Genomic DNA, 25,587 nt, shown 5'->3' on the forward strand with positions numbered 1-25,587 from the left:
CAACCCCTCACCCAAGTGAGTACGCCGCTCCGCTCTCGAAGCCCTCTCCCACAAGGGGAGAGGGCACTTCGACTGACAGCGATGTGGAAGCTCTACTCGGCGCTGCTCACCAGCTTGATCCGCGGCGCTTGTGCCTCGGTCAGGCTGCGATAGGCCGCGAGATAGTCCAGGGCCATGCGACGCGCGGTGAAGCGCGTCTCGAACTGCTTGCGGATTGCGGTTCGGTCCAGCTGCGCGAGGCGGTTGACCACGCCTGCCGCGCTGATGACGTCCTCGACGATGAAGCCGGTGAGGCCCTCGTCGATGATCTCCGGCACCGAGCCGCGGTTGAAGGCGACCACCGGCGTCCCGCACGCCATGGCCTCGATCATGACGAGGCCGAACGGCTCCGGCCAGTCGATCGGCAGCAGGAGGCCGAGCGCGCCGCTCAGGAAGTCCGACTTCTCGTGATCGCTGATCTCGCCGATGAACTCGATCAGCGGATTGTTCTCGATCATCGGCCGGATCAGCTCGTCGTAGTAATCCTGGTCGGCGCGATCGACCTTGGCCGCGATCTTGAGCGGAATGCCGCAATGGGTCGCGATCTTGATGGCGCGGTCGACGCCTTTTTCCGGCGCGATGCGGCCGAGCACGGCGAGATATTCCTGCTTCGCAGGCTTCGGCGTCAGCAGATGCTCCGGCAGGCCGTGGTGGATCGTCGTCACCCACTTCGCCTGCGGCACCGGCCGCCGCTGTGCGTTTGAGATCGAAATGACGGGCATCTTGGAGAAGGTGTTGAAGACCGGCTGGTGCTCCGGCAGATCGAGCCGGCCGTGCAGCGTGGTCACGAAGGGGGTCGGCTGGCGGTGGAACAGCGACCACGGATAGTAGTCGAGATGGAAGTGGAGGAAGTCGAACTCCTCGTCGTCACATTTCTGCCGCACCCGCTCCAGCAGCACCATGTGCAGCGCATTGGGATCGCGCACGGAACCGTCGAGACGGAGCGCCTTCGGCCAGAGCGCATCCAGCTTTGCTGATGTCTGCGAGTCGCCGCTGGCGAACAAAGTCACGTCATGTCCGAGGGCCACCAGCTCTTCCGTCAACCAATGCACCACCCGCTCGGTGCCGCCATATAGCTTGGGTGGAACAGCCTCCGTCAACGGAGCAACCTGCGCGATGCGCATCTCACCATCTCCTCTGTGCGATCATGAATTTAAAACCCCCGCCTGTACGGCACCGGCATGCCAGACAGGGGAACGTTCCCGCACTTGCGAAGTTCCTTCTCCCAAGCGTTACTTATTCGACACGTTCGCGGGCTGTCTCGATGCTGCCACTTCATCCTCTCAGATCGTCCGCATCCGCATGTCGTGATCACCGGGGCCGGGAACCCGGTCGAAGAGGTCGATGTTCAGTCGATCAGTAACAAAATGAAAATCAGCATAGCGGGGCGATAGCGATATGGATCATCTTTCTGGATACGCGCGCAGGCCATTTGCCTTTGTCTTGCGCTATCTTCAGATGCGAATGGTGTCGCATCTGGTGATCCTGACCGCGGTCGTCGCGGCAGTTGCCTGCTCCGTAGGCACTCAATATGGGGTCAAATCGCTCGTCGACGCCTTGTCGGCGGGACCTTCACAAGGCGGCGGCGTATGGCTGGCATTCATTCTGCTCATGTCCCTGATTGCCGCGGACAATTTCCTGTGGCGGATTGCGAGCTGGACAGCGAGCTTCACCTTTGTCCGCGTCACGGGTGATTTACGGCGTGACATATTTCGTCACCTGACCGGACACGCGCCGAGCTACTTCTCGGACCGGATGCCGGGGATGCTGACGAGCCGCATCACGGCGACCTCGAACGCGGTGTTCACGGTCGAGAACATGTTCGTCTGGAACGTGCTGCCGCCCTGCATCGCCACAATTGCGGCAATCGCCCTGATTGGAACCGTCAGTCCCTATATGGCCCTCGGACTGATCGTGATCGCCGGCGGCATGGTGATCGCGATGTTTCACCTCGCCGCCGCCGGCAAGCCGCTGCATGACGACTTTGCCGATAAGGCCGCTGCGGTCGACGGCGAGATGATCGACGTGATCAGCAACATGCCGCTGGTCCGTGCCTTCTGCGGCATCGGCCACGAGCATGAGCGGTTCGACGCGACGGTGAACCGGGAGCTCACCGCGCGAAGCCGCAGCCTGCGTTATCTGGAAAAGCTGCGGCTGTTGCATGCCGCCATCACCGTGCTCTTGACGATCGCGCTGATGGCCTGGGCAATCACGCTTTGGCAGAAGGGACAGGCGACGACCGGCGATGTCGTGCTGGTCTGCACGCTTGGCATCTCCATCCTGAGCGCCACGCGCGATCTTGCAGTGGCGCTGGTCGATGTCACCCAGCACGTCGCGCGCCTGACCGAGGCGATCGCCACCCTGCTGGTGCCGCACGAGTTGCGCGATCACCCCGAGGCGGAGCCGCTGATGAAGAGCGGCGCGGCAATCGCGTTCAACAACGTCACCTTCGGCTATCCCGGTGGCGACAAGATCTTTGAGCGGTTCAGCCTGCGGCTGCAGCCCGGCCAGCGCGTCGGCCTGGTCGGCCAGTCCGGCGGCGGCAAGTCGACGCTGTTCACGCTGCTCCAGCGCTTCTACGACGTCGACGAGGGCCGTATCACCATCGACGGCCAGGATATCTCGAAGGTGACGCAGCTGAGCCTGCGCGAGGCGATCTCCGTCGTGCCGCAGGACATCTCCTTGTTTCATCGCTCGATCCGCGAGAACATCCGCTACGGCCGCCCGAACGCGACCGACGACGAGGTGCTGCGTGCGGCGATCGCGGCCCGCTGCGATTTCATTGACAGCCTGCCCGAAGGCCTCGACACGATGGTCGGCGACCGCGGTGTCAAGATGTCCGGGGGCCAGCGCCAGCGCATCGCGATCGCGCGCGCCTTCCTCAAGGACGCGCCGATCCTGCTGCTGGACGAGGCGACTGCCGCGCTCGACAGCGAATCGGAGGAGGCGATCCGCGAGGCGCTGTCGCGCCTGATGCGAGGCCGCACCGTGATCGCAATCGCTCACCGTCTGGCGACGCTGCGCAATTTCGACCGCGTTGTGGTGTTGAGAAATGGTAAGATCATCGAGGACGGCTCGCCGGAGCGACTGATGCAGGGCCACGGGCCGTATCGCGAGCTGGTCACGCAGGAAATGAGCCGGCTCGCGCAAGCTGCCGCGTAATCCAACAGTCGCGTTCTCGAGTCGGTTGCGTTTTCGAAACAAGCGCAGGGGAGCAGCTCATGTCGGCCGAAGCCGTAACCCAATTCGTCTCCGTGACGCGGACCTCGGAGCAGGTCGCGGAACAACCTTTCTACATTCCGATGACGGGGCCGTCGGCACGGCCGCGGCGATCGCTCAAGCACGACGACACCTTCATCGTGCTCGACAGCCATGGGGACATCGGCGCATCCGCTGGCGGGCCGGATGGCCTGTTCCATCACGATACGCGCTATCTCGCGCGGCTCGAGCTCGTGCTCGATGATCTGCAGCCGCTGCTGCTCGGCTCGAACCTGCGCGACGACAATTCGGCGTTGACCGTCGACCTCACCAATCCGGACATCTACCGGCAGGGCAGCCTCATTCTGCAAAAGGACCTGCTGCACATCGTGCGGACGATCTTCCTGTGGCGCGGCACGGCCTATCAGCGCATCGGCGTGCAGAACCATGGCGACCGGCGCGCCAGCTTCGACCTGACTCTGCTGTTCGGCAACGACTTCGCCGATCTGTTCGAGGTCCGCGGCGAGCGGCGACCGCGCCGCGGGATCGGAACGAGCCGGCTGCTCGGGCCGACCGACGTGTTGTTCGAGTATCGCGGCCTCGATGAGGCCGAGCGGACCACCGGGCTGCATTTCGATCCGCGTCCGACGCGGCTCTCGGTCAATGCCGCGACCTGGGAGCTCCACCTCGAGCCGCACCAGACCAAATCTCTGTTCGTGGCCGTGTCCTGCAACCGGCCGTTGACGGAAAAGCCGGTGCGGTTCTTTCCCGGTCTGTTGGCGCACCGCCGCGAGATGCGGCAGTCGACCATGGGGGCGGCAAGCATCGAGACCTCCAACAACATCTTCAACGAGGTGCTGTGCCAGGCCATGGCCGACCTCAACATGCTGATGACGGAGACGCCGCAGGGGCGTTATCCCTATGCCGGCATTCCCTGGTACTCGACGACGTTCGGCCGCGACGGCCTCATCACCGCGCTCCAGATGCTCTGGGTCGACCCGCGCATCGCCAAAGGTGTCCTGCGCCGGCTCGCGCATTTTCAGGCCGAGGCGATCGATCCGCGCGCGGATGCGACGCCCGGAAAGATTCTGCACGAGATGCGGGGCGGCGAGATGGCGGCGCTGGGGGAGGTGCCGTTCGCGCATTATTACGGCAGCGTCGATTCGACTGCACTGTTCGTGCTGCTCGCGGGAAGCTATTTCGAGCGTACCGGCGACGAGGCCACGTTGATCGAGCTTTGGCCGGCGATCGAGGCGGGGCTGGCCTGGATCGACGGTCCGGGCGATCCCGACCAGGACGGCTTCGTCGAGTACCAGCGCGCGACCGAGAAGGGGCTGGCCAACCAGGGCTGGAAGGATTCCTACGACGCGATCTTCCATGCCGACGGCAGGCTTGCAGAGGGCAATATCGCGCTCGCGGAAGTCCAGGGCTACGTCTATGCGGCCAAGCAGCTCGCCGCGCGTTGCGCGCTGCGGCTCGGCAAACCGGATCGCGTGCGCAAGCTCGAGTCCGAAGCCCGGGCACTCGCCGAACGCTTCGAGAAGGCGTTCTGGTGCGAGGAGCTCGGCACCTATGCGCTCGCGCTCGACGGCAACAAGCGGCCCTGCAAGGTGCGGACTTCGAATGCCGGGCAGGTCCTGTTCAGCGGCATGATCCGCGAAGATCGCGCCCGCCTGGTTGCCGCCGACCTGATGCGGCCGCACTTCTTTTCGGGCTGGGGTATCCGCACCGTCGCGCAAGGCGAGGTCCGTTACAACCCGATGTCCTATCACGACGGGTCGATTTGGCCGCACGACAACGCGCTGATCGCGCTCGGGCTCGCGCGCTACGGCCTCAAGCACTCGGTGGCGCATGTCTTCAAAGGGCTGTTCGACGCGGCGACCTACATGGATCTGCGCCGGCTGCCCGAATTGTTCTGCGGCTTCCGGCGCGAGAAGCGGCGCGGCCCGACGCTCTATCCGGTCGCCTGCGCGCCGCAGGCCTGGGCCAGCGCGACGCCGTTCACGCTGCTGGAGGCGGCGCTCGGCCTCGAGTTCGACGTGGCGCGCGGCGAGATCCGCCTGCGCAATCCGCATCTGCCGGCATTCCTCAACGAGGTGATCCTGCACGATCTGCGCCTCGGCGAGTCCGGCGTCGATCTCCGCGTCAGCCGCCACGGCGACGACGTGGCGCTGGAGGTGTTGCGCACACGTGGCCAGATCCAGGTCTCGATCGTGCTGGCGCGCTAGCGGCGCGCAAGGAGGGTATCATGCGTGCGACCGGAACGTTGATCCTAAGCGCGGCGATCGCGGTTGCCGTGACGGTCGCTCCGTCACGCGCCGCGGAGGATCCGCCCGCAGGCCAGAACGAAGCGAATGCGCCGCCGACGGCAAAGCCGCCGGTCTCGACCGTTCCGGTGACGCCCAAGGATGCCGCTCCGCCGCCCTCGGTGACCATCATCGGGGCGAGCGAGGCCCACGGTGTCCTGGGCCGCGACGTTCGCAGCGCCGCCGGCGAGGACATGGGTCGCATCGTCGACGTCATCGTCGATCGAACCGGCCATGTGCGGGCCGCAGCGATCGATTTCGGCGGCTTTCTCGGCGTCGGCAGCCGCAAGATCGTGGTGGACTGGAACGCGCTCCGCTTCGGCAAGATCGCCAACAAGAAGGACAGCATCACGCTGGAATTGACCAAGGCGCAGGTCGCGGCCGCGCCGGAATACAAGGAAGACACGCCGATCGTCGTGCTAGGAGCGTCCGGCAGCCTTCAGCCGCTGCAAGCGATCCAGTGAGGTGCCGGGAGGGTTCACCGCCTGTGCTGTTGTCGAGCAAGCCGAAACATGCAGGTCGCGACGCGCACGTCGAGCAGGACAAGCTTGTCTCGCAGCCGGCTGCAAACCTTCCGGCGCCCTCGCGCCAGAGCTTGCGCGGCCTCGACTGGTTCATCTTCTTCCTCGCCGACGTGCAGACCGGGTTCGGCCCGTTCATCGCGGTCTATCTCACGACGCAGAAATGGACCCAGGTCGAGATCGGCCTCGTGCTGTCGATCGGCGGCATCGTCGCCCTGATCGGGCAGATGCCGGGCGGGGCGATCATCGACGCCGCGAAATCGGAGCGTCTGGTCGCCGGTCTCGCGATTGCGACCATCGGCGCCTGCGCGCTTGCCTATGCTTCGATGCCGATCTTCGCCGTCGTGGTGGCCGCGGCCACCTTGCACGCGGCGGCGAGCTGCGTGCTCGGGCCGGCGATCGCCGCGATCAGCCTTGGCCTCGTAGGGCCGCTCGCGATCGGCGAACGACTGGGCCGCAACGCGCGGTTCGCCTCGCTGGGCAATGGCGTGGCGGCAGCGGTGATGGGCACCGCCGGCTACCTGCTGTCGAGCCGCTCCGTGTTCCTGGTCACATTCCTGCTCGTGATCCCGACCCTGTTCGCACTGTCGCGAATCCGCGAGGAGGAGGTCGACATCAGGCGCAGTCACGGCGAGATGCCGCCCGAGGCCGCCGACCGCGGTGACACCAATCTCTGGCACTTGATCCGGCAGCGTCCGCTCATCATCTTCGCACTCAGCGTGCTTCTGTTGCAGCTCGCGAACGCCGCGATGATGCCGCTGATGGCGAGCGCAGTGACGGCGCGGTCGAGCCAATGGGCGACCGTGCTCGTCGCCGCCTGCATCATCGTGCCGCAGGCGATCGTGGCGCTGCTGTCGCCGACAGTCGGGCGCAAGGCACAGCTCTGGGGCAGGCGTCCGCTGCTCCTGATCGGATTCGGTGCGTTGACGATTCGCGGCCTGCTGTTTGCGACCGTGCGCGATCCCTACCTGCTGGTGCTGGTGCAGGTGTTCGACGGCTTCACCGCCGCGGTGTTCGCAGTCATGATTCCGCTGATCGTGGCCGACGTCGCCTTCGGCAGCGGTCATTTCAACCTGGCGCAGGGGATCGTGGGAACTGCGACCGGCATCGGCGCATCGCTGAGCACGGTGCTCGGCGGCTATGTCAGTGACAAGTTCGGCAATGCCACCGCGTTCATCGGGCTGTCCGGCGTCGCCGCGACGGGGCTCCTTCTGATCCTGCTGATGATGCCGGAAACCCGGCGCACGGGGTGATCGCGGCAAAAGAAAAGGCCGGCCGAATCGCGTTCGGCCGGCCTAGTCACGGGGGAGGAGAAACCGATCAGGCGTCGAGATTGTGCAGGCGCTGGCGGTTGCGCAGCACGATCTGGCGGGCGCCGGAGAAGCCGAGAATGCCCTGAGCGTGAAGCTGCGACAGTGCGCGCGACACGGTTTCGAGGGTGAGGCCGAGATAGTCGCCGATGTCGCGGCGGCACATCGGCAGCGCCATCATCCCGGCAACAGCGAGACGGCGGTCCATTTCGAGCAGGAAGGTCGCGACACGCTCCATCGCGGTCTTGCGGCCCAGCAGCAGCATGTGGTCCTCGGCATGACGAAGCTCACTGGCGGTCATCGCCCAGAGCTTGCGGGCGACCTGTACGTCGGTGGCTGCGGCCTTCTCGAGGCTCGCACGCTTCACAAGGCGCACGCTGGTGTCGATGATGGCTTCGGCGGCGAGGCGGTGAGTGGAACCGGATTCGAGGCCGAACACATCGCCGGGAAGATGGAAAGCGCCGATCTGGCGGCGGCCGTCGGAAAGGAGCTTGTAGCTGCTCACTGCGCCCGACACGACCTGGTAGACATATTCGGACGGCTCGTCCTCGCCATAGATCTCCTCGTCCTTGCGATAGGAGAACTCCGTGGCGACTAGGCCGACATGGCCGGCAATGGCACCGAACTGGTCGGTGACAGGATGGGCAGGAGCAATCTTGCCAACAATCTGGGTGTTGATCGCCTGGGTTTTGAGCGTCTGGGTCAGCATCTGCGCCATCTCCGTTGTGATGACGCTTAGGTACGCGGTATCGGGTGCCTCGAAAATCTCGCGAGATATCTTAAGGGGGTTACCCTACGTAGAATCCCGGAGGTCAGGCGCGGGGACGATCCTGGATGGCGTGGCGGATGTATTTGACCAGGTTTTCGTCCAGAAGCGGCTTCAAAACCACGTCCTTGATGCCCGCCGTCGCGGCCCGGACGGAGATGTTCTCGTCTGGATAGCCGGTGATCAGGATCACAGGCGCGTTGCGGTCGGATTTGCGCAGGCGGCTGGCCAGCTCGATGCCATTGATGTCCGGCATCTTGTAGTCGATGACGTAGCAGTCCGGTCCAGTCGCGCCACTGACATTGAGCAGCGCCGTGCCGCTCCTGAAGGTACGCACGGCGAAGCCATCGGCCTCCAGCAGGAAGCGCAGGGATCCCAGGACGGCGGCATCATCGTCGACCACAAAGATTGTGGGTCGCGCGAGGGACGCCGGGCGCCCATGATGTGAGCTGACCTCGATCATGTTGCCTGGTTAGCATGGCCCCGGGAAGGCACCTTGACTTGCCTCAATCGTTGAGCATGCCGGCGCGCATCGCCAGCCGGACCAGTTCCGAGAGGCTGCCCGCTTGCATCTTCGTCATGACGTTGGCCCGGTAGACCTCGATGGTGCGCGGGCTGATGTCGTATTCGCGGGCGATCAGCTTGTTGGAGAGGCCTGCGATCAGCCCTTCCATGACCTGACGCTCCCTCGGACTCAACGAGGCGACGCGGGCCGCGATGTCCTGCGCGACGGCCTCGCTCTTGGCCGTCGGCTCGGCCTGGACGATCGCCGCTTCGATCATCGCGGTGAGGCGCTCGTCATCGAACGGCTTTTCCAGGAAATCGACCGCCCCGAGCTTCATCGCCTCGACCGCGAGCGGCACGTCGCCATGACCCGTCATGATCAGGATCGGGAACGGGCTCTGTTGCGCCTTCATGCGTTTCAGCAGTTCGATCCCGTCGAGGCCGGGCATGCGCACGTCGGAGAGGACACAGCCGAAGGAAAGGCCTGGCAGGGCTTCGAGAAAGGCCAGGGCGTCGTCGAATAGGCTGACGGCGAAGCCGGCGGAATCCAGCAGGAAATTCAGCGAATCGCGCATCGCCGGGTCGTCGTCGATGACGTAGACATGTCCCTTGTTCGTCATGAGTCAGTTCTCGTCGGTTGCCGGCAGGGTGAAGCGGAATGTCGCCCCTCCCGCTGCGTTGCTCTCGGCCCACATGCGGCCGCCGTGGGCCTCGATGATCGAGCGGCTGATGGAGAGGCCAACGCCCATGCCGGTGTCTTTGGTGGTGAAGAAAGTCTGGAACAGGTTTGGGATGACGTCGTCCCGGAAGCCGATGCCGGTGTCGGAGACCTCCACCTCGATCATGTCGTCATCGACACGGGTGTTGGCGACGACGAGCTCGCGCCGCGGCGACTGTGCCATTGCCTCGAGCGCGTTGCGGAACAGATTGACCAGCACCTGCTGGATCTGCACCCGGTCGGCGAGGACGAGATCGGCGTCGGGATCGAGGCTGAAGCGGAGCTGCACGTTCTGCTCGCGGGCGCCGGCGAGCCCGAGCGCACCGGCTTCCTCGATCAGCTTGGACAGGCTCTCGACCCGCTTCTCCGATTCGCCGCGGGAGACGAAGTCGCGCAGGCGGCGGATGATCTGCCCGGCGCGCAAGGCCTGCTCCGCTGCCCGATCCAGCGCGCTTTCGACCTTCGGCGTGTTGGGATCGCTGCTGCCGGCAAGGAGGCGCCGAGATCCCTTCATGTAATTGCTGATCGCCGCCAGCGGCTGGTTGAGCTCGTGGGCGAGCGCGGAGGCCATTTCGCCCATGGCGGTCAGCCGCGAGACGTGGACGAGCTCGGACTGCAATTCCTGGAGCCGCGCCTGGGTCTGCTGGTGCTCGGTAAGGTCGCGCACGAAGCCTGTGAAATAGGGCTCCCCGGCGCGTTGCGTCTGCCCGACGGACAGGTGCATCGGGAAAGTCGTGCCGTCGCGGCGCTTGCCGGTCACGATGCGGCCGATCCCGATGATGTGCGGATCGTTCGTCCGGAGATAGCGCGTGAGATAGGAGTCATGACGCGACTGATCGGGCTCCGGCATCAGGATGCTCACGTTGCGGCCGATGGCCTCCTGCCTGCTGTAGCCGAACAGCCGCTCCGCGGCGCTGCTGAAGAGCTGCATGATGCCGCGTGAATCGATGACAATCATGGCATCGGGCACGGTTTCGAGAATCGAGCGAAGATGATTCTCCTGGGAGCGCAGGGCCTCCTCGAGATGCTTTTCCTCGTTGATATCGAGGAATATCCCGCTGAGATGACGCGGCGTGCCGGTATCGTCCCGGATCACACCTGCCCTGGCCCGGATCCATTGACCGGTCCCGGCCCCGCTGACGACCTTGAAGGACAGATCAAGTCCACCCCCGCCTTCCGAGGTGCGCCCGATTGCCTTCAGGAAGTGGTCCCGGTCGCTTGGCTCCAGCAAGGAAAGGAAGCGATCGTAGCTGACGGCCTGGTCCCGCTCGAGGCTAAACAGCCGCTTGGCCATGTCCGACCATTCGAGTTCGCGCGTCTGCAGATCAAGGTCCCAGGTGCCCACCCCGAATCCCTCGATGCGGCCTCGGAATTGCTCGCCCCGACCATCGTCCGCCGGATGGGTCACGCGCGTCGGCGCCAAGCTCTGCTCCTATCCTCGGCGGCGAGGCAGGATGCCTTTACCGCTTGCGCAATTTCGCCCAAGGCTCGCTCCGAGGCAAGCGCGGACGTTGAATTTACTGGCGGATTTCCCGCAAGACGGCGAGGCGAACCAGAAGCGCTTGTTTTTGATCTATCTCAGCCTGCCGCGCGGCAGCAGGTCTAGGATAGCGGAAATTTGGTGATGCTGGAGATACCCGATGACATACGCGACCGTCATGGTCAGCTTGGCGCTCGATCAGTCCAACGAGGCGCGTCTTCAGGTCGCGGGCGAGCTTGCCGAACGATTCGAGGCCGCCATCGTCGGGGTCGCCGCGGCGCAGTTTGCGCCGCCGCTCCATTTCACGGACGGCACCGAGGCGCAAGCGCTGATCGACGAGGGCGAAGCTTCGGTCAAGCGGCGGTTGGCCGGGCTGGAAGCGCAATTCCGGGCGGCCACGAAAAATCGCGGCGGACATGTGGAGTGGCGCAGCGCCATGGATTTTCCGGCGCGATTCGTCCTGGCGCAGGCGCGTTGCGCCGATATCGTCGTCAGCGGGGGGCAGAGTCCGGCCTTCTCCGATGCTTTCTCGCTCGTGAGTCCCAAGGATCTGGTGATGCAGGCCGGCCGCCCGCTTCTCGTCGTCCCCGACCGGGCGAACTGGCTCGACCTGCGCAACGTGCTGGTGGCGTGGAAGGACACGCCGCAGGCGCGGCGGGCGGTAGCCGACGCGCTGCCGATGCTGCGCAAGGCGAGGGACATCACCATCGTCGAGATTCCAGAGCAGGGCGACGACCGTTCGGCCGTGATGGCCGGCGTCAGCGACGTTGCCGCCTGGCTCGGCCGTCACGGCGTGACCGCGACCGCACGCGTCTCGGAGGCCCATGCACGCGAAGCTCCGGCAATGCAATTGGAGAAAGTCGCCGGCGACGTCGGCGCCGGCCTGATCGTCGCGGGTGCCTACGGTCATTCGAGATTTCGCGAACTGATCCTCGGAGGTGTCACTCAGTATCTGGTCACACAAACCACCCGCAGCGTGCTGCTGTCGCACTGAGCGCCGGCCCGTCAGTATGGAAGCGAGGAGGACGCGCCGTGTATAGATTTCTCGAGCAGACCGTCGACGGCTACATGACGCGCAACGTCAAAACGGTGCAGCGCGACCTTGACCTGCTCCAGCTGAGCGAAATGTTCGAGACCGACGATTTCAACAGCTATCCGGTCGAAGACGACGGGCAAGTGGTCGGCATCGTCACCAAGTTCGACATCCTGAAGTGTTTCGCCTTCACGCCGAGCCAGATGTTGCCGCGCTACGACGATCTGATGCGCCGCAAGATCGGCGACGTCATGACGCCCGAGTTCATCTACGTCAACCCGGACACGCGGTTGACGCGTGTGCTCCAGATCATGGTCGAACACCGCATCAGGAGCATCATCGTGCTCGACGGTGCACAGAAGCTGGTCGGCATCATCGCCCGCGAGGACGTCATCGCGGCACTCAAGGCCAGCGCCGGCGACTGACCTGCGTTCTCCGTTCTCCGATTCGTGGGTTCCAAGCTCCGTGATTTCACGGAGGTCATTCCTTTTGCGATCGGCCTGACGTCCTCGCTGTCCTCACGCACCGTGGCGAGAAGGCCTTTTCAACCGGCGCCGCGTCCGTCCACGTCGACAGAAAACCATCCATCTTGATTTCAATCAATTCCCCGCGAGGGTGAATGTGGTTTCTGGCGCTGTGTTCTTTCAGAGAGAATCCGCATGAGCCAGCCCTCCATCTCCAAATCCATGACCATCGGTGAAAGCGGCTTGGCTGTCGTGTTCGCAGTCACCGCTTTCCTGTGCGTGATCGCCTCGGCCAAGGCGCTCGATGCGCCCTTCGCGTTCCACGCCGCGCTCAGCGCTGCGGCAAGCGCGGCTGCGGTGTTCTTCATCGTCAACCGCTACTTCGAGCGGCCCGCGGCGCTGCCGCCGGCGGAGATCAACGGTCGCCCGAACTACAACATGGGGCCGATCAAGTTCTCCGCCTTCATGGCGATGTTCTGGGGCATTGCCGGCTTCCTTGTCGGCCTCATCATCGCCTCGCAGCTGGCTTGGCCCGCGCTGAACTTCGATCTGCCCTGGATCAGCTTCGGCCGCCTGCGGCCGCTGCACACGTCCGCGGTGATCTTCGCCTTCGGCGGCAACGTGCTGATCGCGACCTCCCTCTACGTCGTGCAGAAGTCCTGCCGCACGCGCCTCGCCGGCGACCTCGCGCCGTGGTTCGTCGTGCTGGGCTACAACTTCTTCATCCTGATCGCCGGCACCGGCTATCTGCTCGGAGTCACGCAGTCGAAGGAATACGCCGAGCCGGAATGGTATGCCGACCTCTGGCTGACCATCGTCTGGGTGGCCTATCTGCTCGTCTTCGTCGCTACCCTCATGAAGCGCAAAGAGCCGCATATCTTTGTCGCGAACTGGTTCTATCTCGCCTTCATCGTGACGATCGCGGTCCTGCATCTCGGCAACAATCCGGCCCTCCCGGTCTCGGTGTTCGGCTCGAAGTCCTACGTCGCCTGGGGCGGCATCCAGGATGCCATGTTCCAGTGGTGGTACGGCCACAACGCGGTCGGCTTCTTCCTGACCGCCGGCTTCCTCGCCATCATGTACTACTTCATCCCGAAGCGCGCCGAGCGGCCGATCTATTCCTACCGGCTCTCGATCATCCATTTCTGGGCACTGATCTTCCTCTACATCTGGGCCGGCCCGCACCATCTGCACTACACGGCGCTGCCGGACTGGACGCAGACTCTGGGTATGACCTTCTCGATCATGCTGTGGATGCCATCCTGGGGCGGCATGATCAACGGCCTGATGACGCTGTCGGGTGCCTGGGACAAGCTGCGCACCGATCCCGTGCTGCGCATGCTCGTGGTCTCCGTCGCCTTCTACGGCATGTCGACCTTCGAAGGCCCGATGATGTCGATCAAGGTGGTCAACTCGCTCAGCCACTACACCGACTGGACCATCGGCCACGTGCATTCCGGTGCGCTCGGCTGGGTCGGCTTCGTCTCCTTCGGCGCGCTGTACTGCCTGGTGCCGTGGGCCTGGAATCGCAAGGGGCTCTACAGCCTCAAGCTCGTCAACTGGCACTTCTGGATCGCGACCCTCGGCATCGTTCTCTACATCTCGGCGATGTGGGTGTCCGGCATCCTCCAGGGTCTGATGTGGCGCGCCTACACTTCGCTCGGCTTCCTCGAATATTCCTTCATCGAGACCGTCGAGGCGATGCACCCCTTCTACATCATCCGCGCCGCAGGCGGTGGCCTGTTCCTGATCGGCTCACTGATCATGGCCTACAATCTCTGGATGACGGTTCGCGTCGGCGAGCAGGAAGTCCAGATGCCCGTCGCTCTTCAGCCGGCGGAATGAGGAGCTCAAAGCAATGTCGTTCTGGACACGCCACCAAATCTTCGAAAAGAACTCGATCATCCTGATCGTCGGCATCCTGCTGGTGGTCGCGATCGGCGGTCTCGTCGAGATCACCCCGCTGTTCTACCTCAAGAGCACGATCGAGAAGGTCGACGGGGTCAGGCCCTACACGCCGCTGGAGCTCGCTGGACGCAACATCTACGTCCGCGAGGGCTGCTATCTCTGCCACTCGCAGATGGTCCGGCCCTTGCGGGACGAGGTCGAGCGCTACGGCCACTTCTCGCTCGCCGCCGAGAGCATGTACGATCACCCGTTCCAGTGGGGCTCCAAGCGCACCGGTCCGGATCTTGCCCGCGTCGGCGCCAAATACTCCGACGACTGGCACGTCACCCATCTGACCAACCCGCGCGCGATCGTGCCGCAATCGGTGATGCCGGGCTATCCATTCCTCAGCAGAACCGAGATCGACCCGGATGCGATCGCCGGCGACATGCGCACGCTCAGGATCGTCGGCGTACCCTATAGCGACGAGCAGATCGCCAACGCAGCCGCCGACCTGAAGGCTCAGGCCGATCCGGATAATGCCGGCACCGACGCCTTCAGCAAGCGCTACGCGAAGGCCGTCGTGCGCAACTTCGACGGCAAGACCGGCACGCCGACCGAGATGGACGCGCTGGTCGCGTACCTGCAGATGCTCGGCACGCTAGTCGACTTCAAGATCTACAACGAGAAAGCCAATCTTCGCTGAGAAGGCATGAACGATGAAAGCCATCCTGACCGTCCATAATCTTGCGTCAGATCTCGTGACGACGATCTGGACACCGGTGTTCGTAGCGATCTTTCTCGCGATCATCGCCTACGCATTCTGGCCCCGTAACAAGGCTGTGTTCGACAAAGCAGCGCACCTGCCCTTGCGGGAGGAGTAGAGAACCATGACCGACCATTCTAGCGACATCGATTCCGTCTCCGGCACGTCCACGACCGGCCACGAGTGGGACGGCATCAAGGAGCTCAACACACCGCTGCCGCGCTGGTGGGTGATCACCTTCTATCTCACCATCGTCTGGTCGATCGGCTACTGGATCGTCTATCCGGCCTGGCCGCTGATCTCGAGCAACACCGCCGGCGTGTTCGGCTACTCATCGCGCGCCGACGTTGCGGTCGAGCTCGCCAACCTCGAGAAGATCCGCGGTGACAAGATGGTGGCGCTGGGCGCCGCCTCGCTCGCCGAGATCGAGAAGGATCCGGCTCTGCTGGCGCTCGCACGCGCCAAAGGCAAGACCGTGTTCGGCGACAATTGCGCGCCGTGCCACGGCACAGGCGCCGCCGGAGCCAAGGGCTATCCGAACCTGAACGACGACGAGTGGTTGTGGGGCGGCTCGCTCGACCAGATCATGCAGACCATCCAGTTCGGCGTGCGTTCCGGCCATGCCAAGACGCGTGAGGGCCAGATGCTCGCCTTCGGCAAGGACGGCGTGCTGAAGTCGGACGAGATCGTCGCCGTCGCCAGCTACGTGCGGGCGCTGGCGGGTCTGCCGACCCGGGCAGGCTTCGACAAGGCCAAGGGCGAGAAGATCTTCGCGGAGAACTGCGCGGCCTGTCATGGCGATGCCGGCAAGGGCAACCCGGAACTCGGCGCGCCAAACCTGACCGACAAGATCTGGCTCTATGGTCCAGAGGAGGCCACCCTGATCGAGACCATCACCAACGGTCGCGCCGGCGTCATGCCGGCCTGGGAAGGCCGGCTCGATCCCGCCACCATCAAGGCGATGGCTGTCTACGTCCACTCGCTCGGTGGCGGCAAATAGCCGGCGAGCGAGCGCCGATTTCAAACGGGGGCGCAGAAAAACGCCCCCGTTTGCGTTGGATCAAGTGACCGGCGAACACCGGGTCTAGGTTTAATCGCACCTCCTGAGAAGATTCCGCGATGAACAAGACCGTCAACCCGAACGAAGTGAAGCCGGCGGACGATAGCGGGCCGCTCTATGTCCCCCGCAAGAAGGTCTATCCCCAGAGCGTCTCCGGAACGTTCCGGCGGATCAAATGGGGCCTGATGGCATTCTGCCTCGGTGTCTACTATCTCCTGCCGTTCGTGCGCTGGAACCGCGGCCTCGGCGCTCCCAGCCAGGCGGTTCTGATCGATCTTCCCAACAGCCGCTTCTACTTCTTCTTCATCGAGCTGTGGCCGCAGGAGGTCTACTACTTCACCGGCCTGTTGATCGTCGCCGCGGTGGCGCTGTTCCTGATGAACTCCATCGGCGGACGAATCTGGTGCGGCTATCTCTGTCCGCAGACCGTCTGGACCGACCTGTTCTACGCCGTCGAACGCCTGATCGAGGGCGACCGGCGCGAGCGGATGAAGAAGGACAAATCGTCCGACCCGATGAAGCTCGAGCGGATCTCCGAGATCGTGCTCAAGCATTCGATCTGGCTCATGATCGCTTGGTGGACCGGCGGCGCCTGGGTGCTCTACTTCAACGACGCGCCGACGCTGGTGAAGGAGCTCGTCACCTTCCAGGCGCCAATGATCGCCTATATCTGGATCGGCATCCTCACCGCGACGACCTACGTCCTCGCCGGTTTCATGCGCGAGCAGGTCTGCACCTATATGTGCCCGTGGCCGCGCATTCAGGCCGCGCTCACCGACGAATGGGCGCTCAACGTCACCTATCGCTACGACCGTGGCGAGCAGCGCACGTCGGTCAAGAAGGCCGCCGAGTTGCGGGCGCTCGGCCAGACGGTCGGTGACTGCGTCGATTGCTACCAATGTGTCGCGGTCTGCCCGACCGGCATCGACATCCGCAACGGGCCCCAGCTCGAATGTATCCAGTGCGGGCTCTGCATCGACGCCTGCGACAACGTGATGACGAAGATCGGCCGGCCGAAGCGTCTGATCGGCTACGACAACGACGTCAATATTCACCGCCGCCAGGAAGGCAAGGCGCCCATCTACCGGATCGTCCGGCCCCGCACCATCGTGTACAGCGCGATCATCGTGGCCATCGGCGGCTTCATGACTTATACGCTCGCGACCCGCAGCCTGCTCGACGTCAACGTGCTGCATGACCGCAATCCGGTCGCGGTCAAGCTCAGTGACGGCTCGATCCGCAACGCCTACACGGTGCGCCTGCTGAACAAGAGCGGCTACGACCGCATCATCGCCATCGACGCGCACGGCCCGGCGAATGCGACCGTCCACGTCATCGGCGTCGATTCGGTGACGCCGGATCGGCCGATGATCGTGGTCCCACGCGATTCCACCAGCGAGCTCCGGCTTCTCGTCACCGCGCCGGCCGACAACAATCCGGAGAAATCGATTCCGGTCCGCTTCCACGTCACCGATATCGGGCTCGGCGAAGTCGCATCCGCCACCGACAATTTCGTTTCGCCTTAAGGAGTGAGGACTGCCATGGCCTCCAAGCCGCTGACTGGAACCAAGGTCTTTCTGATGCTCGTCGCCTTCTTCGGCGTCGTGATCGGCGTCAACGGGACCATGATGAAGCTCGCGATCGCGACGTTGCCCGGCACCGACGTCGACAGCCCCTATGCCGCCGGCCTCGTCTATGACCGCGAGATCTCGGCGGCGCAGGATCAGGCCGCGCGCAAATGGAAGGTCAGCGCCCATATCGAGCGCCGCAACGACGGCGGCGCTCTGGTCCAGGTCGAAGCCCGCGATGCGAGCGGACAGCCGATCTCCGGGCTGAAATTCGACGGCCGCCTGGAGCGGCCGACCGACAAGCGCGCCGATCTCGCCGTCGAACTCACCGAAGCCGGTATCGGACTCTATCGCGGCAACGCCGCATCCGTCGCGCCGGGCCAATGGGATCTCGTGATCGAGGGTGAGGCGCGGGGGACGCGCGTCTTCCTCTCGCGCAACCGCGTGATCCTGAACTGAAGGATTCTGTCATGCAGGTCACGCGCGATTTCTCTCACTATGTTCGCGATGCGGGCGCGGGCCTCCGGCATATCGACCTCGCCGTCGAGGGCGTTCACTGCGCCGGCTGCATGGCAAAGATCGAGCGCGGCCTGTCCGCCATCCCCGACGTCACGCTGGCGCGCGTGAATCTCACCGACCGCCGCGTCGCGCTGGAGTGGAAGGCGGGCACGCTCGACCCCGGCCGCTTCATCGATCGCCTCGAGGAACTCGGTTACAAGGCCTATCCGTTCGAGACCGAGAGCGCGGAGGCGGCCGAGGTCGCCGAGTCGCGTTTCCTCCTGCGGTGCCTCGGCGTCGCGGCATTCGCCACCATGAACGTGATGATGCTGTCGATCCCGGTGTGGTCCGGCAACGTCTCCGACATGCTGCCCGAGCAGCGCGATTTCTTCCACTGGCTGTCGGCGCTGATCGCGTTGCCGGCGGCCGCCTATGCCGGCCAGCCGTTCTTCCGCTCGGCCTGGCGCGCGCTGTCGGCGAAGACGACCAACATGGACGTGCCGATCTCGATCGGCGTGATACTGGCGCTCGGCATGTCCGTGGTCGAGACCATCCATCACGCCGAGCACGCCTATTTCGACGCCGCGATCATGCTGCTGACCTTCCTGCTGGTCGGCCGCGTCCTCGACCAGAACATGCGGCGGCGGACCCGCGCGGTCGCCGGCAACCTCGCAGCGCTGAAGGCGGAGACTGCCGCCAAGTTCGTCGGTCCCGACGAAATCTCGCAGGTCCCCGTGGCGGCCATCCATCCCGGGGACATCGTGCTGCTCAGGCCGGGCGAGCGCTGCGCGGTGGACGGTACCGTGATCGAGGGCCGTTCCGAGATCGACCAGAGCCTGATCACCGGCGAGACGCTTTATGTCACGGCGGAGCAAGGCACGCCTGTCTATGCCGGATCGATGAACATCTCCGGGACGCTGCGGGTGCGGGTCTCCGCAGCCTCCGAGGCGACGCTGCTCGCCGAGATCACGCGGCTGCTCGACAACGCGCTGCAGGCACGCTCGCGCTACATGCGGCTCGCCGACCGCGCCTCGCGGCTCTACGCGCCGGTGGTGCATGCGACCGCGCTTCTGACCATCCTCGGCTGGGTCATCGCCGGCGCGAGCTGGCATGATGCGATCGTGACCGGTGTTGCCGTCCTGATCATTACCTGCCCTTGTGCGCTGGGCCTTGCCATTCCGACCGTGCAGACGATCGCCTCCGGCGCGATGTTCAAGTCCGGGATGCTGCTGAATTCCGGCGACGCGATCGAGCGGCTCGCAGAAGCCGACCATGTCATCTTCGACAAGACCGGTACGCTGACGCTGCCCGATCTCGAAGTGATGAATGCGGCCGACATCCCCTCCGACATCTTCGAGCTCGCCGGCCGGCTCGCGCTGTCGAGCCATCATCCGGTCGCCGCCGCGGTCGCTCAGGCTGCCGGTGCGAAGTCTCCGATCGTCGGCGCGGTCGAGGAGGCCGGGCAGGGCGTCCGCGCGACCGTGGACGGCGTCGAGCTTCGCCTCGGGCGTCCGTCCTTCTGCGATGCCGAGACGCTGGTCGGCGGCGCCACGCTCGATCCCGAGGCCTCCGTCGTGGCCTTCAGCAAGGGCGACGAGAAGTTCATCCTTTCCGTCCGCCAGGGCCTGCGCCCGGATGCGGAGGCCGTGGTCGCGGCGCTGAAGGCTCGCGATATCGGTGTCGAGATTCTCTCCGGCGACCGCGAGCCGGCGGTGAAGGCGGCAGCGCTTGCGCTCGGCATTCCCGAATGGCGCGCCGGCGTGACGCCGGCCGACAAGATCGCCCGGATCGAGGAATTGAAGCGGCGCGGCGCCACGGTGCTGATGGTGGGTGACGGCATGAACGACGCGCCTTCGCTGGCGGCAGCCCACGTCTCGATGTCGCCGATCTCGGCCGCGCATCTCAGCCAGGCCACCGCCGATCTCGTCTTCCTCGGCCGGCCGCTGGCGCCCGTCGTTGCCGCCATCGACGCTTCGCGCAAGGCGCTGCGCCTGATGCGGCAGAACCTCTGGCTGGCGATCGGTTACAATGTCCTGGCAGTGCCGGTTGCCATCAGCGGCATCGTGACGCCCCTGATTGCGGCGGCCGCCATGAGCGGATCGTCGATCCTGGTCATGCTGAACTCGCTGCGCGCCCGCAGCGCCTCGCGGGAGATCGTGTGATGGAGATCCTGGTCATCCTGGTCCCGCTGGCCTTGTTGCTCGGAGGTGCCGGTCTCGTCGCTTTCCTGTGGTCGCTCAGGAGCGGCCAGTACGACGATCTCGACGGTGCTGCCTGGCGCGCCATCGCCGACGATGAGCCGCCGCAGGAAGCGCCGGCCAAACACTAGCGATTTCGAGCGAAGTGGACATCGGTTCGCGTCAATCGGAACGGGAAAGGCTCTAGCGCTTCAAGCCGCTCGCGAGCAGGGCAGCGGCCACGAGGGCGAGACCAACGCCGGCTACGCAGGCCTGCCAGCCAAAGGCGTCGAACAGCCGTCCGAGCACGGCCGTGCCGACGAGCCCGCCGCAGAAGTAGCAGGCGAGATAGGTGCCGCTGGCGATGCCGCGGTCGTCAGTCGCAATCTGTCCGACGAATCCGGTCGCCGCCGCCTGTGCGAAGAAGGTCCCGACTGCGACCAGCACCATTCCGGCGAGAACTTCGGCGAGCCGCGCCGTCAGCATCAGCGGCAGGCCGATGCCTGCAACGGCGAGCGAGCCCCAGATCGTTGGACGTGTTCCGAGGCGCGAGGCGACACGCCCAGCCAGCAGCGTCGTTGCGATCGAGGGCAGGAACACGAGATAGACGAGGCCGAGGTCCATCATGCCGAGCGACAGCGGCGGCCGGACCAGAACGAAATTGACGAAGGTGAAGGTGCCGATGAAGGCAAACAGAATGCAGAAGCCGATGCCGTAGGCGGCGCGCAGCGGCGGATTGCGCCAATGCGCGATGCTGGCCGCGAGCGGAGATGCCGGGGGCTTCATCTCGTGCATCGGCGGCATGCGTCCGACGGTGAAATAGACCAACACCGCGCCGGCCAAATTCAGCGCTGCGAACAGATAGAAATTCCAGGCAAGGCCGAAGCCATCGGCGACGGCCGCCGAGATCAGCCGGCCGAGGAGGTTGCTGGCGACATTGCCGGTGATGTAGGCGGCGAAGGCGCCGCCGGCGTCCATGGCGCTGCATTGCTCGCCGAGATGGGCGAGGGTGAGCGCAAAGGCGGAGGCCATGCACAGGCCCTGCGTGACCCGCAAGGCAGTGAAGACGGCCAGATTCGGCGCGGACGCCAGCAGGCTGGTGGGGATCGCGAGCAGTGCCAGGCTGAGCAGGATGCCGGTCCGCCGGTTAATGTGCGGGCTGAAGAAGCCGACGACGAGCCCGGCGACCGCCATGCCGAAGGTGCTGGCATTGACCGCAAAGCCCATCGCTGCCGGCGTGACGCCGTAGTGCCGCGTCAGCGAGGGCAGGATCGCCTGCGTCGCGAAGAGGTCGACGACGGTCAGGAATGCGGTGAGGCCGATCACGAGCGAGCGAAGCACGAGACCCGGAGAATGCGTCGTCGTGGCCGGTCTTGTCCGCGCGGAGAGCTCGGTCATGCGTGCTTGTCCTGTGAGGAATGTGGCGCCCGGCATGCGGCATCCCGGGCGCCACACCCAGGTAACGAATGCGCTGGGGCTGAGGGCGCTCGTTACATGTGGTGGTCGTTCGGGTCCTTGCGGACGTCGCCGACATAGAGAATGACGGTCTCCTTGCCGAGGTTTTTCCACCAATGCGAGGTGCCGAATACCTCGGAGCGGATGTCGCCGGCCTTGTGCACGATCGGTTCGACGCAGTTGGAAGCGTACTCGACGATCTCGCCTTGCTGCACGAAGATCAGGGCAGGACGGTCGTCATGGCTGTGCCACGGCACGATGCCGCCGGGCGCGATGGTCAGCTTGCGGAAGCGAAGCTCGCGACCCTCGATACGCGCCGGCTGCTTGCCGAGGTCGATCGCCCCGAGCGTGACGTCGGTGACGCCGACCGCTTTGTGGTCGACCATCTGCTGCGCGTTCGGCTTGATCTTCCCGGCCGGGCATTCGCCGGCGACGACCTGCTTCGCCGGAAGCGTCAGTGCGGCGAGGATCGCAAGGCCGGGCCAGAGCGCCCGGGATAACGTGCGATGCTTGAACATGGAAGTCTCCTGTGTTGGCCGCAACCGCGGTGGTCGCCGGCTGTGGCCGAAGTGTCTTCGAGGCGCTGCCCGTCCTGAAATGCTCTTTCGCTCTCGGCGCGATAGCCCGGGACTATGCCGATAGGCGGCGGCTATCGAACCGATCGTGGATCGGCATTTCCGCTCGCGCCGCTTCCACCGTTCGATGGCAAAGCGCCCGTTGGCGGGCGTTCACGTCAATCCGGAGGAGCATTCCATGACATCACTGTCCAAGACCCTGATCGCCACCGCCGCGTTTGCGGTCATCGCTACAGCGGCCCTCTCGGAGGCTGCCTGGGATTTCAAGGCCGGCATGGCCTACGTCTATGGCGGGCCTGGCAAGATGTCGGCGATGGCGATGGCGCCGGCCGAAAAGAACCACGAGGCCATGATGAAGCACGCCAAGAAAGTGCCCGACAATACCGTCTTCTTCATGGACAAGGGTACGCTGTACTCCACCTCGGGGCGGCTGGACCCAACCGGCAATTTCTACGTGAACTGATGACGTGCGCACGACGGCCGCCCCTTGCGGGCGGCCCGATCGGGCAACTACTATTCGTTCCTCGAACGCCGGAGCAGAAGATGACGTCTCTTGCGGAAGCCGACGCCGAACAGCTCAGGCTCGCCTTTCAGCGCTGCCGCGACATGGACGGTACGCTGAACGAACAGCTCCGCGCCTACGCCAATGCCAGCCGCAAGGTCTTCCCCGCCTATGGCGAGGCCGTCGATCGCCTGGTGGCGCGATTGAACGGAAACGGCGGTGGCGAGACGGCGCCGCATCCCGGCGACACCATGCCGCCCTTCATCCTGCCCGACGAGAGCGGGCGTCTCGTCGCGCTGACCGCGCTGCTGGAGAGCGGCCCGGTCGCGGTGATGTTTTTCCGCGGTCATTGGTGTCCGTATTGCAGGCTCAACGTCCGCGCGGTTGTCCAGGCACTCGGCCGCATCAAGGCGATGGGGGCGCAGGTGGTGGCAATCATGCCGGAGATGCAGGAATATACGCGGCAGCTCAAGTCAGACGCGGGCGCGCCGTTTCCGATCCTGACCGATCTCGACAACGGCTACGCACTCTCGCTCAATCTCGCGATCTGGCTCGGCGCCGAAATCCAGCATCTGTTGTCCCATCAGGACATGGCGAAATTCCACGGCAATGACGGCTGGGTGCTGCCGATCCCGGCCGTGTTCGTGGTCGGACGCGACGGCATCGTGAAAGCCCGCTTCGTCGATCCGGATTTCCGCAAGCGAATGGAGATCGACGATCTGATCGAAGCGCTGGCGAGCGCCAGCCGGGAGCGCTGAGGCGCATTTTCTTCCTTCTCCTACAAAGAGGAGAAGGAGGGCAGCGTCCGCGCTACCCCGCGATCTCCCGCCAGTCGGCGCCGCGCAGCATGCGCATCACGGCGTTGCCTACTGCCGTGCGCTGCCGGCCCGCGACCCCATAAAGGTTGACGGTACGGCGGGCGTCCAGCCCAGCGACTGCGGCACGCGTCAGCCGCTCCGGCACGGGCGAGGTGTGCGGCACCATGGCGACGCCCATGTCGGCTTCGACCAGCTCGATCAAATCGCGCTCGTTCGAGACCTCGTGGCCATGTTCGATGTCGATGCCGTGCTCGCGCAGGCTGGTCGAGATGCGGCGAGAGTGCTCGCAGAAGGTTCGGCTCAGAAGCTGCTCCGATCGCAAATCGTCCAGTTCGATCGAGCTGCGGCCGGCCAGCCGGTGTCCGTCGCCGACCACGAGCTCGAAATTTTCGGTGAACAGCGGCCAGACGTCGAGCCGGTCCCAGGCCTCGTCGATCTCCGCGGCGATGCCGAGCTCGGCTTCACCCTTCTTCAGGAAATCGCCAACCTCCCGGTTCGAGCCGCGCAGGAAGCGGAATTCGATCCGGTTGAACTGCCGCTTGATCTCGTTGAGATGCGGAATGAGCAAGGCGAGGTCGATCGAATGGGTCAGCGCAATGCGGAGCGCACCGATCTCGCCGCTCTTGAACGAGGAGGCGAGCGAGCGTGCGCCGGCGGCGGCGTCATAGCACTGCTTCAAAAGCGGATGCATCCGCTGACCGAGCTCGGTCAATTGCGCCGCCGGCCGTTCGCGGCGGAACAGGTCGCCGCCGAGCTCGGCCTCGAGCTGCTTGATCGCGCGCGTCAGTGACGGCTGCGTGACGTTGCACTCTTCGGCCGCGCGCGTGAAGTTCAAGAGCTGCGCCACCGCGAGGAAATAGCGGACCTGGTGCATTTCCATGGATCGGCTCCGAGCAAAACTGGACCGCAAATCTAGCCGATTGGAACCCGGAATGACATCCCGGGCGCAATAGCGCGCGCCTATGGAATTGGAAGCCAGCCGGTATTTCCGTTCGGGCGAGCGTTCCCTCAGGCTCCAGCGAAGGTCCGGGCTCGTCCGTGAAGCCCGGTTGTCGCGAACGGAGATCCTGCATGAACATTCCGTCGGCGCAGACAGCTCAGCTTGTCCGCGCGCTAGCCGGCAAAGTGGCGCTTGTCACGGGCTCGACCAGCGGTATCGGCCTCGGTATCGCGCGTGCGCTGGCCGCGGCCGGCGCCGACATCGTGCTGAACGGGCTTGGCGTCGCCAGCGAGATCGGCCGGACCAGCGAGCAGATCGCCGCCGAGTTCGGCATCAAGGCGAGCTATTCCCCGGCCGACATGACGAAGCCCAGATCAATTGCCGAGATGATCGCGGCCACCATCGCCCAATCGGGCCGGCTCGACATTCTCGTCAACAATGCCGGCATCCAGCATGTTGCGCCGCTCGACCAGTTTCCCGTCGAAAAATGGGATCAGATTCTCGCGATCAACCTGACCTCGGCCTTTCACACGACGCGACTTGCACTGCCGGCGATGCGCGGCAACGGCTTTGGTCGCATCATCAATATCGCCTCCGCGCACGGTCTGGTCGGCTCGCCGTTCAAGGCGGCCTATGTCGCAGCCAAGCACGGCATCGTCGGCCTGACCAGGGTGACGGCACTGGAGACAGCCGAACAAGGCATCACCTGCAATGCGGTCTGCCCCGGCTACGTTTATACTCCGCTGGTCGAGGCGCAGATCGAAGGTCAGGCCAAGGCGCACGGCATCTCCCGCGACGAGGTGATCCGCGACGTGCTGCTGGCACAGCAGCCGAACAAGCGTTTTGCGACAGTCGAGGAACTCGGGGCGCTCACGGTGTTCCTGTCGACAGAGGCGGCCGGGTCGATCACCGGCGTCGCCCTTCCTGTCGACGGCGGCTGGACCGCGCACTAACATGAGCCGGCGTAACAAGCCGCAATCAGCAGCGAATACCCGGGCAGTG

At 64.8% G+C, this 25,587-nt stretch carries 25 protein-coding genes; 17 read left to right on the forward strand and 8 right to left on the reverse strand.

The window, feature by feature from the left end:
- Positions 1-92: 92 nt before the first annotated feature.
- On the reverse strand, positions 93-1,163 hold the full coding sequence (locus tag ACYCVF_RS11245; protein WP_459602564.1) for a glycosyltransferase family 4 protein: 1,071 nt from the start codon (positions 1,161-1,163) through the stop codon (positions 93-95).
- Between the two features lie 274 nt (positions 1,164-1,437).
- On the opposite strand from ACYCVF_RS11245, the gene ACYCVF_RS11250 reads away from it, so the two are divergent.
- The 4 genes from ACYCVF_RS11250 to ACYCVF_RS11265 are packed head-to-tail and all read left to right on the forward strand — an operon-like array spanning position 1,438 to position 7,317.
- Positions 1,438-3,201: an ABC transporter ATP-binding protein gene (locus tag ACYCVF_RS11250; RefSeq protein WP_459602566.1), complete on the forward strand. Its 1,764-nt coding sequence runs from the start codon at positions 1,438-1,440 to the stop codon at positions 3,199-3,201.
- 59 nt (positions 3,202-3,260) lie between these two features.
- The gene (locus ACYCVF_RS11255; RefSeq protein ID WP_459602568.1) at positions 3,261-5,465 is read left to right on the forward strand and encodes an amylo-alpha-1,6-glucosidase; all 2,205 of its coding nucleotides are present in this window, start codon (positions 3,261-3,263) and stop codon (positions 5,463-5,465) included.
- 20 nt (positions 5,466-5,485) lie between these two features.
- On the forward strand, positions 5,486-6,007 hold the full coding sequence (locus ACYCVF_RS11260; protein WP_459602570.1) for a PRC-barrel domain-containing protein: 522 nt from the start codon (positions 5,486-5,488) through the stop codon (positions 6,005-6,007).
- Positions 6,008-6,030: 23 nt separating this feature from the next.
- Positions 6,031-7,317, forward strand: coding sequence for an MFS transporter (locus ACYCVF_RS11265; RefSeq protein ID WP_459602572.1), 1,287 nt, complete (start codon positions 6,031-6,033; stop codon positions 7,315-7,317).
- 67 nt (positions 7,318-7,384) lie between these two features.
- Here ACYCVF_RS11265 and ACYCVF_RS11270 read toward each other — a convergent pair whose 3' ends face one another.
- From ACYCVF_RS11270 to fixL, 4 genes are all read right to left on the reverse strand, one after another.
- The gene (locus ACYCVF_RS11270; protein ID WP_459602574.1) at positions 7,385-8,083 is read right to left on the reverse strand and encodes a helix-turn-helix domain-containing protein; all 699 of its coding nucleotides are present in this window, start codon (positions 8,081-8,083) and stop codon (positions 7,385-7,387) included.
- A 103-nt stretch (positions 8,084-8,186) separates the two neighbouring features.
- Positions 8,187-8,603, reverse strand: a complete 417-nt coding sequence (locus ACYCVF_RS11275) for a response regulator (protein ID WP_459602576.1) — start codon at positions 8,601-8,603, stop codon at positions 8,187-8,189.
- A gap of 43 nt (positions 8,604-8,646) precedes the next feature.
- Positions 8,647-9,264 (reverse strand): response regulator FixJ, encoded by a 618-nt coding sequence (gene fixJ / locus ACYCVF_RS11280; protein WP_459602578.1) that lies wholly within the window; start codon positions 9,262-9,264, stop codon positions 8,647-8,649.
- A gap of 3 nt (positions 9,265-9,267) precedes the next feature.
- The gene (gene fixL / locus ACYCVF_RS11285; protein ID WP_459602580.1) at positions 9,268-10,785 is read right to left on the reverse strand and encodes a sensor protein FixL; all 1,518 of its coding nucleotides are present in this window, start codon (positions 10,783-10,785) and stop codon (positions 9,268-9,270) included.
- A gap of 217 nt (positions 10,786-11,002) precedes the next feature.
- On the opposite strand from fixL, the gene ACYCVF_RS11290 reads away from it, so the two are divergent.
- From ACYCVF_RS11290 to ccoS, 10 genes are all read left to right on the forward strand, one after another.
- Positions 11,003-11,836 carry a universal stress protein gene (locus ACYCVF_RS11290; protein ID WP_459602582.1) on the forward strand — a complete coding sequence of 278 codons (834 nt, stop codon included), beginning with the start codon at positions 11,003-11,005 and terminating at the stop codon, positions 11,834-11,836.
- 38 nt (positions 11,837-11,874) lie between these two features.
- Complete coding sequence (locus ACYCVF_RS11295; protein WP_459602584.1) at positions 11,875-12,300, forward strand: CBS domain-containing protein; 426 nt, start codon at positions 11,875-11,877, stop codon at positions 12,298-12,300.
- A gap of 234 nt (positions 12,301-12,534) precedes the next feature.
- Complete coding sequence (gene ccoN, locus ACYCVF_RS11300; protein ID WP_459602586.1) at positions 12,535-14,184, forward strand: cytochrome-c oxidase, cbb3-type subunit I; 1,650 nt, start codon at positions 12,535-12,537, stop codon at positions 14,182-14,184.
- A gap of 13 nt (positions 14,185-14,197) precedes the next feature.
- Complete coding sequence (gene ccoO / locus ACYCVF_RS11305; RefSeq protein ID WP_459602588.1) at positions 14,198-14,932, forward strand: cytochrome-c oxidase, cbb3-type subunit II; 735 nt, start codon at positions 14,198-14,200, stop codon at positions 14,930-14,932.
- Positions 14,933-14,945: 13 nt separating this feature from the next.
- Positions 14,946-15,110 carry a cbb3-type cytochrome oxidase subunit 3 gene (locus tag ACYCVF_RS11310; RefSeq protein ID WP_028135114.1) on the forward strand — a complete coding sequence of 55 codons (165 nt, stop codon included), beginning with the start codon at positions 14,946-14,948 and terminating at the stop codon, positions 15,108-15,110.
- Positions 15,111-15,116: 6 nt separating this feature from the next.
- Positions 15,117-15,992 (forward strand): cytochrome-c oxidase, cbb3-type subunit III, encoded by an 876-nt coding sequence (gene ccoP / locus ACYCVF_RS11315; protein ID WP_459602591.1) that lies wholly within the window; start codon positions 15,117-15,119, stop codon positions 15,990-15,992.
- A 119-nt stretch (positions 15,993-16,111) separates the two neighbouring features.
- Positions 16,112-17,578, forward strand: coding sequence for a cytochrome c oxidase accessory protein CcoG (ccoG, locus tag ACYCVF_RS11320; protein ID WP_459602593.1), 1,467 nt, complete (start codon positions 16,112-16,114; stop codon positions 17,576-17,578).
- A 15-nt stretch (positions 17,579-17,593) separates the two neighbouring features.
- Complete coding sequence (locus tag ACYCVF_RS11325) at positions 17,594-18,079, forward strand: FixH family protein (RefSeq protein WP_459602595.1); 486 nt, start codon at positions 17,594-17,596, stop codon at positions 18,077-18,079.
- 11 nt (positions 18,080-18,090) lie between these two features.
- On the forward strand, positions 18,091-20,280 hold the full coding sequence (locus ACYCVF_RS11330) for a cation-translocating P-type ATPase (protein WP_459602597.1): 2,190 nt from the start codon (positions 18,091-18,093) through the stop codon (positions 20,278-20,280).
- Positions 20,280-20,447 carry a cbb3-type cytochrome oxidase assembly protein CcoS gene (gene ccoS / locus ACYCVF_RS11335; RefSeq protein ID WP_459602599.1) on the forward strand — a complete coding sequence of 56 codons (168 nt, stop codon included), beginning with the start codon at positions 20,280-20,282 and terminating at the stop codon, positions 20,445-20,447. The genes ACYCVF_RS11330 and ccoS overlap by 1 nt, the downstream gene beginning before the upstream one ends.
- A 52-nt stretch (positions 20,448-20,499) precedes the next feature.
- On the opposite strand, the gene ACYCVF_RS11340 is transcribed toward ccoS, so the two are convergent.
- A complete protein-coding gene (locus ACYCVF_RS11340) occupies positions 20,500-21,693 on the reverse strand; it encodes an MFS transporter (RefSeq protein WP_459602601.1) in 1,194 nt (397 codons plus the stop codon).
- Between the two features lie 92 nt (positions 21,694-21,785).
- Positions 21,786-22,268 carry a cupin domain-containing protein gene (locus ACYCVF_RS11345; protein WP_459602603.1) on the reverse strand — a complete coding sequence of 161 codons (483 nt, stop codon included), beginning with the start codon at positions 22,266-22,268 and terminating at the stop codon, positions 21,786-21,788.
- Between the two features lie 235 nt (positions 22,269-22,503).
- On the opposite strand from ACYCVF_RS11345, the gene ACYCVF_RS11350 reads away from it, so the two are divergent.
- Together ACYCVF_RS11350 and ACYCVF_RS11355 are read left to right on the forward strand one after the other, a co-directional pair.
- Positions 22,504-22,788, forward strand: a complete 285-nt coding sequence (locus ACYCVF_RS11350; protein WP_459602605.1) for a hypothetical protein — start codon at positions 22,504-22,506, stop codon at positions 22,786-22,788.
- A gap of 80 nt (positions 22,789-22,868) precedes the next feature.
- Complete coding sequence (locus ACYCVF_RS11355) at positions 22,869-23,585, forward strand: peroxiredoxin-like family protein (RefSeq protein WP_459602607.1); 717 nt, start codon at positions 22,869-22,871, stop codon at positions 23,583-23,585.
- A 52-nt stretch (positions 23,586-23,637) separates the two neighbouring features.
- Here ACYCVF_RS11355 and ACYCVF_RS11360 read toward each other — a convergent pair whose 3' ends face one another.
- Positions 23,638-24,525, reverse strand: a complete 888-nt coding sequence (locus tag ACYCVF_RS11360) for a LysR family transcriptional regulator (protein WP_459602609.1) — start codon at positions 24,523-24,525, stop codon at positions 23,638-23,640.
- Positions 24,526-24,716: 191 nt separating this feature from the next.
- On the opposite strand from ACYCVF_RS11360, the gene ACYCVF_RS11365 reads away from it, so the two are divergent.
- Positions 24,717-25,538 (forward strand): 3-hydroxybutyrate dehydrogenase, encoded by an 822-nt coding sequence (locus tag ACYCVF_RS11365; protein WP_459602611.1) that lies wholly within the window; start codon positions 24,717-24,719, stop codon positions 25,536-25,538.
- The last annotated feature ends 49 nt before the right edge of the window (positions 25,539-25,587 follow it).

The organism is Bradyrhizobium cedriense, from assembly GCF_054602315.1.